General features: G+C 39.4%; 10 protein-coding genes. 4 read left to right on the top strand and 6 right to left on the bottom strand.

Annotated features, from left to right (window positions below):
• Positions 1–292: 292 nt before the first annotated feature.
• Positions 293–3,730, top strand: a complete 3,438-nt coding sequence (locus BMZ31_RS20130; protein ID WP_139205973.1) for an Ig-like domain-containing protein — start codon at positions 293–295, stop codon at positions 3,728–3,730.
• Positions 3,731–3,998: 268 nt separating this feature from the next.
• On the opposite strand, the gene BMZ31_RS17325 is transcribed toward BMZ31_RS20130, so the two are convergent.
• From BMZ31_RS17325 to BMZ31_RS17335, 3 genes are read right to left on the bottom strand one after another with little or no spacing between them, the layout of a single operon-like run.
• Positions 3,999–4,283 carry a hypothetical protein gene (locus tag BMZ31_RS17325; protein WP_090833197.1) on the bottom strand — a complete coding sequence of 95 codons (285 nt, stop codon included), beginning with the start codon at positions 4,281–4,283 and terminating at the stop codon, positions 3,999–4,001.
• Positions 4,284–4,307: 24 nt separating this feature from the next.
• Positions 4,308–4,649 carry a hypothetical protein gene (locus BMZ31_RS17330; protein ID WP_090833198.1) on the bottom strand — a complete coding sequence of 114 codons (342 nt, stop codon included), beginning with the start codon at positions 4,647–4,649 and terminating at the stop codon, positions 4,308–4,310.
• Positions 4,650–4,680: 31 nt separating this feature from the next.
• Positions 4,681–5,337 (bottom strand): hypothetical protein, encoded by a 657-nt coding sequence (locus tag BMZ31_RS17335; RefSeq protein WP_090833199.1) that lies wholly within the window; start codon positions 5,335–5,337, stop codon positions 4,681–4,683.
• 377 nt (positions 5,338–5,714) lie between these two features.
• On the opposite strand from BMZ31_RS17335, the gene BMZ31_RS17340 reads away from it, so the two are divergent.
• The 3 genes from BMZ31_RS17340 (at position 5,715) to BMZ31_RS17350 (ending at position 8,756) form a co-directional block, all read left to right on the top strand.
• Positions 5,715–6,974, top strand: coding sequence for a methyl-accepting chemotaxis protein (locus tag BMZ31_RS17340; RefSeq protein ID WP_090833200.1), 1,260 nt, complete (start codon positions 5,715–5,717; stop codon positions 6,972–6,974).
• A gap of 91 nt (positions 6,975–7,065) precedes the next feature.
• The gene (locus tag BMZ31_RS17345) at positions 7,066–7,299 is read left to right on the top strand and encodes a hypothetical protein (RefSeq protein ID WP_090833201.1); all 234 of its coding nucleotides are present in this window, start codon (positions 7,066–7,068) and stop codon (positions 7,297–7,299) included.
• A 449-nt stretch (positions 7,300–7,748) separates the two neighbouring features.
• Positions 7,749–8,756 (top strand): DUF3231 family protein, encoded by a 1,008-nt coding sequence (locus tag BMZ31_RS17350; RefSeq protein WP_254780722.1) that lies wholly within the window; start codon positions 7,749–7,751, stop codon positions 8,754–8,756.
• A gap of 165 nt (positions 8,757–8,921) precedes the next feature.
• On the opposite strand, the gene BMZ31_RS17355 is transcribed toward BMZ31_RS17350, so the two are convergent.
• The 3 genes from BMZ31_RS17355 to BMZ31_RS17360 all read right to left on the bottom strand — a co-directional run bounded on the left by BMZ31_RS17355 (position 8,922) and on the right by BMZ31_RS17360 (position 12,242).
• Positions 8,922–11,312, bottom strand: a complete 2,391-nt coding sequence (locus tag BMZ31_RS17355) for an immune inhibitor A domain-containing protein (protein WP_090833202.1) — start codon at positions 11,310–11,312, stop codon at positions 8,922–8,924.
• Positions 11,313–11,563: 251 nt separating this feature from the next.
• Positions 11,564–11,725, bottom strand: a complete 162-nt coding sequence (locus tag BMZ31_RS20470; protein WP_175478164.1) for a hypothetical protein — start codon at positions 11,723–11,725, stop codon at positions 11,564–11,566.
• Positions 11,726–11,837: 112 nt separating this feature from the next.
• Positions 11,838–12,242 carry a hypothetical protein gene (locus BMZ31_RS17360; protein ID WP_139206626.1) on the bottom strand — a complete coding sequence of 135 codons (405 nt, stop codon included), beginning with the start codon at positions 12,240–12,242 and terminating at the stop codon, positions 11,838–11,840.
• Positions 12,243–12,279: the final 37 nt, after the last annotated feature.

Genomic DNA, 12,279 nt, shown 5'->3' on the forward strand with positions numbered 1-12,279 from the left:
TAGGGATGAATCTGAGTTTTCTTCTACGCTAAAACCCATCTTATAAAGCTCTGCAAAGTAGACCGTCAGGAACTTCTTATTGTAATAGGCAATTAGATTTTCACTGTTGCTGTAGACATCAGTTTACGTACAATCTGCTTGAAGGATTGGAGTGAAAAGGTTATAGATTTGGTAGGGATTTTTTACAAACAGATACTTGTATTCGAACTACTTAAAATTCCCATTTTATATGTTATATTTGTAAAGTATTTAAAGTATGGTTATTTGTTAGAGATATTCAGGGGGGAAATGGGTGAAACGTTATATAAGTTTACTATTGACACTTGTTCTGGTATTTTCAGGTTTTAATTTTAATGTAAGTGCTGAAGAGACTGGAACAAATGTGAGTGGAATCATAAAAGAAAACACTACTTGGACAAAAGAGGGTTCGCCTTATAATCTGACAGGAGATATCCAGATTGCGAATGATGTTACCTTAACGATTGAGCCGGGTGTTGTGGTCGAGGGAACGAACTACCGAATCAGAGTCTATGGAAATCTGAAAGCAGTCGGAAACACAAATTTAGAGATTCATTTTGATCATGTAAACATTGATCCTGGTGAAAGTAATTTAGGGAGGCATTTGATTCATGTAGAACATGCCAACCTCAATGGTGGGAGCCTTTATCAACCTACGGGGAACGCAGTCTATGGAAGTTTAATTTTGCGAGATTCAAGGTTAGTTAATTTAGAGTCTTATTCATATTTATGGTATCCAACAAGTGATGTCTACATTGAAAGAAATGTTTTTATTAATAGTAAGGGGATTAGTGTTGGAACAAGCAACAATGTAAAAGTCTATATCACTAATAATCTCTTTTTTAATAATAGCAATTATGCGGTTGAAAACTGGGCAAGCAATGACACGTCCGAAACGATTGTTTCAAAGAACTCTTTTATTGATGATCATGATCCCATTAAGCAAACCCTCGTCTTACGTCGTGGAAGTAATATGGCTAAAATGACAGCTGTTAATAATTTTTGGGGAACAACGGATGAAAGTTTTATTGAACAAATGATTTTTGATAAAAATGACGATTTAGCTTCAGCGAGTTATATAAACTATCAACCTTATTTACAGCAGCCTGATCCTGAGACGCCTACTGTGGATAAAGAAGCACCAGTGGTAACAGGGGTTGAGAATAGTCATTTCTATAATACTGCTAAAATCATTACTTTTAATGAAGGTACTGCCACGTTAAATGGCGTTGAAATTGAAAGTGGTTATGTTGTTGAAAATGAAGGTGCTTATGATTTAACGGTTACAGACTTTTCCTTAAACGAAACGGTCGTTCATTTTACAATCGATAAGACAGCTCCTGAAATTACTTATAGTCTAGGTACGACAGAGCCAATCAATGATTTTGTAAAATTAAGGGCTGATTTTAAGGATAACTTCGGGATTGAACGTGTGAAAACTCCAGAGAATAAATATATCGGAGGTATTCATGCTTACGAGTCCTATTTTGATAATGGGGCCTATACGTTTGTAGTTGAAGATTTTGCTGGTAATGTCTCCGCGAAAACAATTGAGATATCGAATGTAGATATGGTGAAGCCGATCTTGGAAAGAGTCGATCCAGTAGGCGATAACCAATCCGTTATCACAGGAAAAACGGAACCACATACCAAAGTGATTGCGCAAATCTTGTATAACGAAATTGGCTCAACTTATGCGGATGAGAATGGAGAATTTAGTATTTCGATTCCCGTTCAAAGAGTTGGCAAAATGATCAATGTTCATAGTGAAGATGTAGCAGGGAATCAAAGCGAATGGACGGTTGTAACGGTGGTAGATAATACGGCTCCGACAGTATATGGAGTAGAAAACAATGCCGTTTATAATCATGATCGCTTTATTACATTTAATGATGGTTTGGCTACATTAAATGGGTCTGAGTTCTCTAGTGGGACAACGGTAAAAGCCGAAGGAGACTATCTTCTAAAGGTTGCCGATACGGTTGGAAATGAAACAATCATCCGGTTTAAGATTGATAAAACGAAGCCCGTTGTTAATGGAGTTAACGATAACGGACTTTACAACAAGGATGTTGAAATTACATTTAATGAAGGAACTGCTACGCTTAATGGGAATTCTTTTATTAGCGGAACGGTTGTGGATCTCGAAGGAACGCATACTTTAGGAGTAGTTGATTCAGTAGGTAATTTCACAACATTAACGTTTACAATTGATAAAACAGCTCCTACTACACCCACAGCAAACCGGGTAACGGACGCGATGCTTGAGGTAACAGGCCTTGCAGAAACAGGCTCAAAGGTGGAAGCAAAGGTAAATGGTATGGTGATTGGTACAGGGTATGCAGGATATGCAGGATGGGACGATCAATTCAGAGTGTATATTCCTCTACAAGTGCCAGGCACGGAAATCGTTATTACGGCAACGGATCTAGCTGGGAACATCAGCAATGAGAAATCGGTGGTTGTAGAAGATGCAACCGCACCTATCAAACCAAAGGTTAACGTTGTAACCGATGCGGATGTTGCAGTTCAAGGTCAAGCCGAGGCTTGGTCAACAGTTGAAGTGAAAGTAAATGATTCCGTTATTGGAACAGGTACTACTTCAGGTGATGGGGAATTTCTTATTGGCATTGAGCTTCAATTAGCCGGTACCGAATTGGTTATTACTGCAACGGATAAGGCAGGAAACGTAAGTGAAGCAACGGTTGTTGTGGTTAAGGATGTAACTGCTCCTGAAAAACCAACCGTACATGACGTTACTGATAAGGATTCAGTGGTGACGGGATCAGCGGAAGCAGGATCTAAGGTAGATGTAAAAGTAGAAGGTAAAGTGATAGGAACGGCTGAAACTGAAAAGGATGGTCAATTTGTTGTCCAGATCCCGGTCCAAACAGATGGAACAGAGATAGTTTTGATTGTAACTGACAAAGCTGGCCATGTTAGTGAAGCGGTAGTAGTGGTGGTTAAAGATGTCACAGAGCCATTAAAACCGGTTGTAAATGAAGTAACCGACAAAAGTGTTACGGTTACTGGTAAGGCGGAAGTTGGCGCGCTTGTTGAAGTAATTGGAAAAGATGGACGAGTAGTAGGGTCAGGGAATGTTGGACTAGAAGGAAAGTTTTCGGTAACGATCCCTGTACAATCCGCGGGCACCGAGTTAAGTGTTGTTGTATCCGATCAAGCTGGAAACAAAAGTGAAATTGTAAAAATATCATTTGTGAAATCCAAGCAGGGGTGGATTTCCGAGAATGGTAAGAGGTATTATTACGAATCCGGAGTAAAGAAAACCGGCTGGTTATCGGATGGTGGAAAGAGGTACTATCTAGATGATAGTGGTGCAATGAAGACTGGTTGGTTATCGTTCGGCGGCAAATGGTACTATTTAGATGGCAGCGGAGCAATGAAAACCGGTTGGTTATCGTCAGGCGGGAAATGGTACTATTTAGATAGCAGTGGAGCAATGAAGACTGGTTGGTTATTATCCGGCGGCAAATGGTACTACTTAGATGGTAGCGGAGTGATGAAAACGGGTTGGTTGTCATCCGGCGGCAAATGGTACTACTTAGATGGTAGCGGTGTAATGAAAACTGGTTGGTTATTATCCGGCGGCAAATGGTACTATTTAGATGGCAGCGGAGCAATGAAAACCGGTTGGGTTTACATAAACGGCAAAAGGTACTACTTTAATGGTAGTGGTGTTTGGGTGAAGTAAGGTGCTAGACCCAATTGTGGTGATGGAGTAAAGGGTATAGGTGTATACAGTTACTGTGAAATTAGGGGAAGAATAATTAAATTAAATTCTTTGGAGAGAATTCTCTATCATAAACAATAGAAGCCATAGTCCTAAGTGAACTGTGGCTTCTATTGTTATTTTTACGCAAGTAATAAAGTAAGAAAATCGTGTTTTCTTAAGCTTTTAAGTATAGATGATTGCTTTTATTTGGATGTCAATAAAGAGAAGTGTATCTAAAGTCACTTTCTTATTTCCAGATAAATTGAGATTTGGATCCATTATAATCCCTTTGAAGTTCTTCTAGAAGGGTATCTTCGTATTGATAGCACCTTTTAGTTGAGGTAGCACCTGAGATTTTATTTTTAATAGTTATTGTTTTATGCGAAAGCATATCCCCATCTTCTGGAGAATAATCTTTATTATTTGTGGTCCTAAAGCTATATTGAACCTTGTGAGGAATCCGGATTTCATGAGAAAGGATTTCGTAAATATCTGCATTTCTGAACTCTTTTACAAAATTAATTTGAGCCATTTTAGTAGCCAATCCCTTCTTATCTTAATTTATTCTAAAATATGTTTTTCCTCTTGCATGGGAGTAATCACCAAAGCACCATTTATGTGGATGGTCCATTATCACTTTATAAAGTATTTGACCATAAAATTTAGCTGCAACTTCATCATTTTTATTGCATGCGAGCCAGATTGGTTCATACAAAGTGCCTCTCCAATCATGGCCCGGAATCCAACTCGAAGTATGAACATTCCCGCTTTCAATAACTCTATTTAACTCGTCAACAATAGCTCTATGATCATCATTTGGAAGACCCCTCATTCTTTGGTGATATTCTCGTTTGTGTGCTACTTCTGTTATTTGTTGCCCTTTAACAGAAAATAACATATTATATTCCCCCCTAAAGATATAAGATACCTTACTCTTTGGATAATCTAAGAATTTCACCGGCTGCTTTAATTTGTATTTCTGGATCAGTAGAATTCAGGGCATTTTCCAATACCAATCGAGCCTGTTTAATTGTCTCATCATCGAATAACTCTTCTTTTCCAGTCCCAAGATTAGGACGTCCAACCAAAGCAAATGGATTCCATTCATCCTCTTCATCCACACTGAGAAATGGCTCCAGTTCGGTTTCTTCAAAGGACCCAGGGAATTTGGTGATAATCCCGCGATTTCTAACAAATTCAAGCACTTTATGATTTAAGCTAGATTTGGCAAGGGTAGCAGTCCAACGCACATACCTTCTATGACACATTCCCTCTTCGTTATCGTAGGCCGGATCATAATAATAAGGTCCGGCAATACCAACATGTACTATGACTCCATCAGGAACCAACACCACATCATCTTCTTGAAAAGTATTAACAAAAGCGTTGACAGCTCCGGTATAAGCTCCTAATTGTTGACCTGAATAACCATAGGTTTCTTCAAGTCTCCGACGGATTTCATCTCGGTCAGCGTTGGACAAGTCACCAATTCCTGGCCAGCCAATACAAACAAAACTTTCATCAAGAAATAACTTTCCCCGGTTTATTCCATGTGGTCTATTTTTTAGTTGAAAAACTTGAGGCATTATACACACTCTCCTGTCCTTTGAGTCTATATGGGTTTTGATAATTAAAATATAACACTTGAAGAGAGACTATTCAAGTCTTTGAGTCCCAAAACGGTTCGACAATGTTCGCGTGGAATTAAGATACAAGATCCTACTTGGGTGATGGGGGAAAGGGGTTAGGTTGGTGGAAGAGAACCATCCGCCTTATTTTTGTGTGCAAAATAAGATGGGTCTTAGCGGCTTTAATAGTTTCACAAGTGGACTAAGTAAAGATTGAGTTACCTAATCCCTTTTCTGTAAATATTTCTGTCGAAAATTGTTTGAATATTGGGTATATTGGTGTTACAATTTTCCATATAGACATAGAAATTTTGAGATTAAGTGGGGTTACTTTTATGAGTTTAATGAGCTATATGCTTCGAACGTTGTTGGTGGTTGTGCCAGCTGCTTTTTTGATTGGGCTTGGTGTATCGTATGGAAATTCACTGCAGGGAAATGCTTTTTGGATTACGGCTATTGCGGCTATGGTGCTTGGTGCTATTGTAGGGATATTATCAGCGATCATCAATTATAAGCGTTTTGTTGCACCAATCGCTACGATCAGGACGTTTATCGACGCGCTTGAGCAAGGGGATTTGACTAAATCACTAGATGAAAATCGTGTGGGACAGTTGAAGCCACTGGCAATCAGTCTGACGAATGCTGCAGCGACTTGGAAGACTGTGCTGAAAGAAGTACAAGGAACGACGAAGGAGATAACTTTCCATTCAGCCCAGCTTTCACAAGGCTCTCAACAGACAACGAAAGCGACAGAGGATATTTCGGAAATAATGGAAGCGGTTGCTGAAGGAACGCACAATCAGGTTCATGGGGTAAAGCAAACTTCAGGCATTATCGAAGCCATGTCAGCCAGTCTATCAGAAGTGGCTGTCAGCACAGATTTGGTGAATGATAGTGTAGTAGAATCACTCGAAAAAGCCAATCTTGGGGCACAGTCTATTCAAACGGCGGGACAGCAAATGAACTCTATTCAACGAAATGTTGACGAACTATCTGCCGTGGTGATAGGACTTGGGCAACGCTCACAAGAAATTGGGAAAATTAGTGATGTCATTACAGGTATCGCGGCCCAGACGAACCTACTCGCCTTGAATGCAGCTATCGAAGCAGCGAGAGCAGGTGAGCATGGTAAGGGATTCGCTGTTGTCGCCAATGAAGTCCGAAAACTTGCTGAACAATCTGCGGATGCTACAAAGCAAATCAGTGCGTTGCTCATGCAAATTCAGCAAGAAACGGATGAGGTTGTCAACAGCATGGGAACTGTCCAGAATGGTGTTGCGGATGGTATCACGATGATGGAAGGTGCAGGTGACTCATTCATTCAAATACAAGATGCTGTCAAAGGTGTCAATGAAAAATTGGAGCTTGTTTCCGGAGCTATTCAACAGATTGCAGTTGGAACAACCGAGGTTGTTCGCTCTATTGACGGCATTTCTGAGGTTGCATCTGGATCAGCCGATGCCACACAAAGTGTATTAGCTTCCACAGAAGAACAGGTTGCTTCTATGCAGGAGATTGCAGCATCGACTATCTCGTTAAATGAAATGGCGGAAAGTCTGCAAAGGCTTGTTAGTACTTTTAAGATTGGTGACTGAGCTGAAGTGAAATATCGTTTATAGGGAGGGTGCAATGCGCACACCTCCCTTTTGTAATTATTGGGGTAGATTTGTTAAAGAGGTGTTTTGCATGGAATGGTTTAATTTAAAATTAATAGGTGTTATTTTTATCTTATTTGCTTTTTATCAACTATTTCTTTTTCTGTTTAAAGATACGAAAAATCTCATGAATAAACAGATTACACCAAATGAATTTGCTTTGCAGTCAAAGAGAAGAATTTTTTTAATGAGTGTATTTCTTTTACTAGGCATTATTTTAGGATCGTTAAAATTTATTAAATCTCTATTCTCATTAGTAGCCTAATCTTCTTCTTTCCAAGGTGCTTTAATTTTACTAAATGGTCCAAACAGAGGACTGTAATTCATTAATTTCAACAGTTGTAGAATCATATAGAATATAAGCCTCCGGAATCCATTTTACGCTTAGATTACTTTATTGCTGGGTTCTTGTTAAGTAATAAAGGGAGTTAGATTAACGTAATGAATGGGTGTAAAAACTTAGTTTCATGTGTGCGGATTGGATAGGGTTCTTTGTTAGTAGGGTTATCCTGGAACGATGGTCATTGAACAGATAAACAAGATGAAGAACCAATCTCAATCACGGAGTGGTGGAAAAGTACTTCATAAGAATTTAAAAAAAAGAAAGCCAACATAGCGTTTAAGTGTGTGTGGTTTTTGGTTTTTGGGGGATATTTTTTCCAATTTTAGGGAATGATATCGTTCATAAAACAATAAATTTGGAGATGATTTTATTTGGTTGAGCATTGTCCAAAATTAACCTCTGCTGAGATTTCGATGTTATGGAGTACATACATTGGAGATACGATGGGAGTTTGTGTTCTGAGTCATTTTTTGAAAACGTGTGAAGATGAGGACATCGTACCTGTTTTGAAATTTGCAATTAAATCATCCTATTCACATATTAAGCAAATCAAAGAATTGTTTATTAAAGAAGGCGTACCAGTGCCAATGGGTTTCGGTGAACAAGACGTAAATCTTCAAGCAAAGAAACTTTTTTCGGATGTTACCTACATGAGATATCTTCATCACATGGCGAGAACAGGGCTAAATACATATAGTTTGGCTAAATCAGTATCCGCTAGGAAAGATGTTCGTAGTTTATTTAAACAATTTTATGAACAAACAGAAGCACTGTATGATCAAAATGTCGAGCTCATGCAAGAAAAAGGAGTTTTCATTCGAGCACCATATATGGCATATCCTGAAAAAATAGAGTTTGTTACTGATAAATCATTCCTTGGAGGGATGTTAGGTCATAAAAGAGCTCTACTTGCCATGGAAATTGCCCATGTTGGCGTAAATATCGAGGTTACAAATGTTGGGAAAACGATGCTTTTGGGATTTAGCCAAGTTGCTCAATCAAAAAAACTAAGTGATTACTTTAAACAAGGATATGAGTTAGGGAAGTCGATAGTAGAAGACTTTATGATAAAACTAAAAGAAGATGATAATGCGTATCCATCCACTTGGGATTCGACCATAACAGAGAGCACAGATGCTCCATTTTCTGATAAATTAATGCTATTTCATACAAATGCTCAAAGTGCAATTGGTATAGGAGATTTTGGTCTTGCCATTGCTGCCTCACTTAGGAAAGATTTAACTGTTGCGTATGAAATGTACATTCTTAGGGTAGGGGCTTATGCAGAACAAGGTGCAAAAATACTAATTGAACATGGATGGTTTGAAAAACCACCCCAGTCATTAGATCGGGAATCATTAAGAAATCAAAATAAATAGTATGTGGGTGCCTGATCCACATGTGGCGATAGAAGGAGTGAATGTCTTGCTTTAGGTGATTGAAGGCTGACATCACATGTCCTCGATCTTTGAAGTTGAAGCAAGAAAAAACCAAGTGAAAAGGGCTTCACTTGGTTTTTGGGGTAGAATCATCGGCTGGTGGTGTTATTTATAAATAACGATGGATCCAACTGATTTGTCTGTTGATTGTCCGTTTACGCGAACTTTTAATCCGAAGTGACCGATGTTACGGCCAGCGTCAGGCATGAATGTGTTTAGGTATGACTTGCTGTCATCGAATAGTGATACAGCTGGTAGACTAGATGAAGTCAATGTTTGTACGCCAGGATAGTCCAGGTTCAGTCCTGAAGTTGGGTTTAAGCCAAATGCAGCATCAGCAATATGGTAGCGCGTGCTTGCTTCTGCACCAGTGTTCCATAGTAAATCTTGTCCAAGATGAGCATCAACCACGCCTAGGTAACCATCACCAGGGTGAGCGCCAGTCCAGTTGTCTGTAAAGCTGTCATCCACATACCATACAACCAAACCGCCGTCATATTTCATCAAGGATTCACCACGTTTGATGTTAGCAAGACCAAGGTCTACACCTTTATGGTTACGCCATTCAAGCAGGTAGTAATGATTTGTTAATTTGTTTCCGTCCATTTTTGTAAATCCGTTTAGTTTGAACGGAGTAGTTGCAGCTTCGCCACCGTCTTCAACCAATGTAGCGCCATCTGCAACTACTTTTAGATTGTCAGCGAAGAATCCTACATGAGATGTGCCCCAGTCTGTCGCATAGCGAAGGCGAAGTTTAATCTTTTGACCTTTATACTGGGATAGATCGAACGACTGTGGTTCCCAACCATCTGATTTACCTGTAAATCCAGGCATAGAATTTAAGATTGTTGGATAACCTTCTGCCACGACGTCAGAACGAGTGTTATCGTTTCCTAGTGATTTCCAAGTTGCACCACCATCAGTTGATACTTGAGCGAAAGCGAAATCCCACTGTTCTTCAGTGTCATACCAAGCATCAAAAGTTAATGTTGCCGAGTTTTTACCTGTTAAATCTACATCCGTTACCATGTTTGTATCAATTTCATCCTGTTGTCCGCCCCAGAACTCATAGCTACCAGAAGCTGGTTTGTTCACAAACGTTTTCTTTCCAGGCAAGTTGACGCGAACCGCTTGATTATTTTTACCAAGAGGTGAGTTTGCTTGGTCTAGTAAGAAAGATGTTCCTTTAGTTGAAACTTCATCCCAGTTTACCACTGTTGGGTTTGTCCATTTTCCACCAAGTGTAGATTGGAAGTATTGCTTTGCCCAAGGTGAGAAACCTGTTGGCTCTGCTCCTGGAATTTTTCCAGCCCATGATCCGCTTGCCATGATGGACCAGTAACCTACTGCTTCGCCAGTACCAGTGTATTGAGTGTCGTATTCATCCGGAAGACCTAAGTCATGGCCGTATTCATGAGCGAATACACCAGTTGCTCCGTCTTCAGGCATCATTGTGTAATCATAGAAACCAGGTACTCCTTTACCAAGACCGTCTGGATCTACAAATTTAGCAGAGCGGTGAGACCAAATCGCATCATCACCTAGTGAACCGCCACCAGCCTCTTGACCCATACCAGAATGGATGATTTGAAGGTGATCGACTAAGCCGTCTGGCTCCCAAACGTTACCGTCTCCATCCAAATCGTGAGAGTCTTCTAAATCATATTGGTCTAACGGAACTCCTGCAGCTTTAGCAGCAGCATAAACATCGACGACTAATTGTTTCGAGCCGCCCGGTGTGACGTTATCGTGTCCACCAGAAGCCTTGTCAGCTCCGTAATACTTCGCTGTTCCAGGAACTTTTAGCCAGCCATAAGCTTGTCCTTCAATCGTATACGTACCACCTGATTGCTCTTCATAATAGGTCTTTTGAGAAACCTGATCTTCACCATTAGGGCCTTTATACTCGCCTTTATCTCCGAAAATCATGTCCTCGAAATGCTCTTGATTGTAATCAGGATAATAGTTATCCGTTTCATCAGGTTTGAGGTTATTGTGTTCGAAGTCAGAGAACTCTACCATTAAGGTTAATAGTTTTCCTTTCTTCACAACTCCTGGTGAAGTGCCTTCTTGAACAGGATCCGGATTTCCTTTTAAGTGGCCGTTTTTGTTACCTTTTCCATTTAAAAGGCCGTTGTTAAAGTCCTTGAACTTTTGTTGCTTTTCGGCCTCAGCCGCTTTTACTTTCGCAGCCAAAGGATCCTTTTCTACTGATTTATCTTCTGTTCCCTTTACTTCTAAATAAGCATTCAAAGCGTTTTGTTTCTCGACAGTAGAAGCTCCCTTTGAGATAGCCCCTCTTTCAATAAGTGACTCTAGCAATTTGTCCTCGTTCACAATAGATAAATCTAGTGAACCGTGATAATGATTAGTGGCTGCTGCGGCAGTGTTCTTATGTAGTTCACCGTTTTGAACAGAGAAGTTACCTGGAAAACCAGAAAATAACGTTCCCGCGATCACTGCACTTGTAAGCCCAGTTTTTAATAGTTTCTTCAATTGAGTTCCCCCCAGAAATAAAATAGTTAGTCTATACATAATATTCTGTTAATTTAAGTTGAACAATGGGTAGGAATGACTGTTTTTGTCAGTTTTGGAAGAATGGTAGAAGGAGGGGAGAAGTTATCGTAGAAGAGGATACCTAGAGGGTGCCTGTCACTACCCGAAGTTTGTCGAATCAAACAAAAACTCATCGGTTCCTGTTGTGGGAACCGATGAGTTGAAATACTGGGATAATATTTGAGGAGAAATCAATCTCTATCTTGATTCTTTTGTTCTATGATTTTTAGCCTATTTACGATTTCTTTCAGTTTCTTGTCTAATTCTTCCAATCTCTGTTTTTCCGTCAATTTCACTTTTTCGAAGCCATCTTGCATGGATTGGCCGTTCAGTGGTGTTTTGAAATCAGACATGAGATACCTCCAGTCCCTTATAGCAGGGTAGTTCTTTTTACAAGAATATGAGATTGGAAGTTGGTTTAGAACTATCTTGAATGACAAGCCATTAAGTTTAATTTCGTTTATTTTAGCTATGGAATTCTAACTCTGCTACGGGTACCGCAGGACCAGTCCAAACTACTTTCATATTCAGTAATTTGCCATTATGTTCAACAGTTCTATCTAACAGTTGGTTTGAAATGATTTTGTATATTTCATGCTTCATGCAGTTTTCCCAAGCCTGTGCTTTTAATCCAGGAGAAAAACTTGTGATTTTATCCGAATGCTTCTTCCATAAAAATAGGTGTTCATTCCTCATATGGTGAGGATATGGATAAAGGGAATGCGGTGGTTTTAATATGAACGGTTCAAAGGGGAGATCCAGCCGTTTACTATTGGTTTCCCAAAAAGTGAAAAAGTCACATTTTCCAGAAGTGATTTTGAATATATTTATAGTGAGGTTAATTGAGTCCATTTCTTTACCTCTTTTCAATTATTAATCTTTTTAGATTTATATTCTTTTAGTTTCT

Source organism: Bacillus sp. cl95, assembly GCF_900115925.1.
In the GTDB taxonomy this organism is placed as follows: Bacteria; Bacillota; Bacilli; order Bacillales; family Cytobacillaceae; genus Neobacillus_A.

What these genes read in the sequence shown, in the direction of transcription:
- BMZ31_RS20470 (WP_175478164.1), bottom strand. Translation starts at nt 11,725, where the DNA reads ATGTCTGATTTCAAAACACCACTGAACGGCCAATCCATGCAAGATGGC.
- BMZ31_RS17330 (WP_090833198.1), bottom strand. Translation starts at nt 4,649, where the DNA reads ATGTTATTTTCTGTTAAAGGGCAACAAATAACAGAAGTAGCACACAAA.
- BMZ31_RS17325 (WP_090833197.1), bottom strand. Translation starts at nt 4,283, where the DNA reads ATGGCTCAAATTAATTTTGTAAAAGAGTTCAGAAATGCAGATATTTAC.
- BMZ31_RS17335 (WP_090833199.1), bottom strand. Translation starts at nt 5,337, where the DNA reads ATGCCTCAAGTTTTTCAACTAAAAAATAGACCACATGGAATAAACCGG.
- BMZ31_RS17340 (WP_090833200.1), top strand. Translation starts at nt 5,715, where the DNA reads ATGAGTTTAATGAGCTATATGCTTCGAACGTTGTTGGTGGTTGTGCCA.
- BMZ31_RS17345 (WP_090833201.1), top strand. Translation starts at nt 7,066, where the DNA reads ATGGAATGGTTTAATTTAAAATTAATAGGTGTTATTTTTATCTTATTT.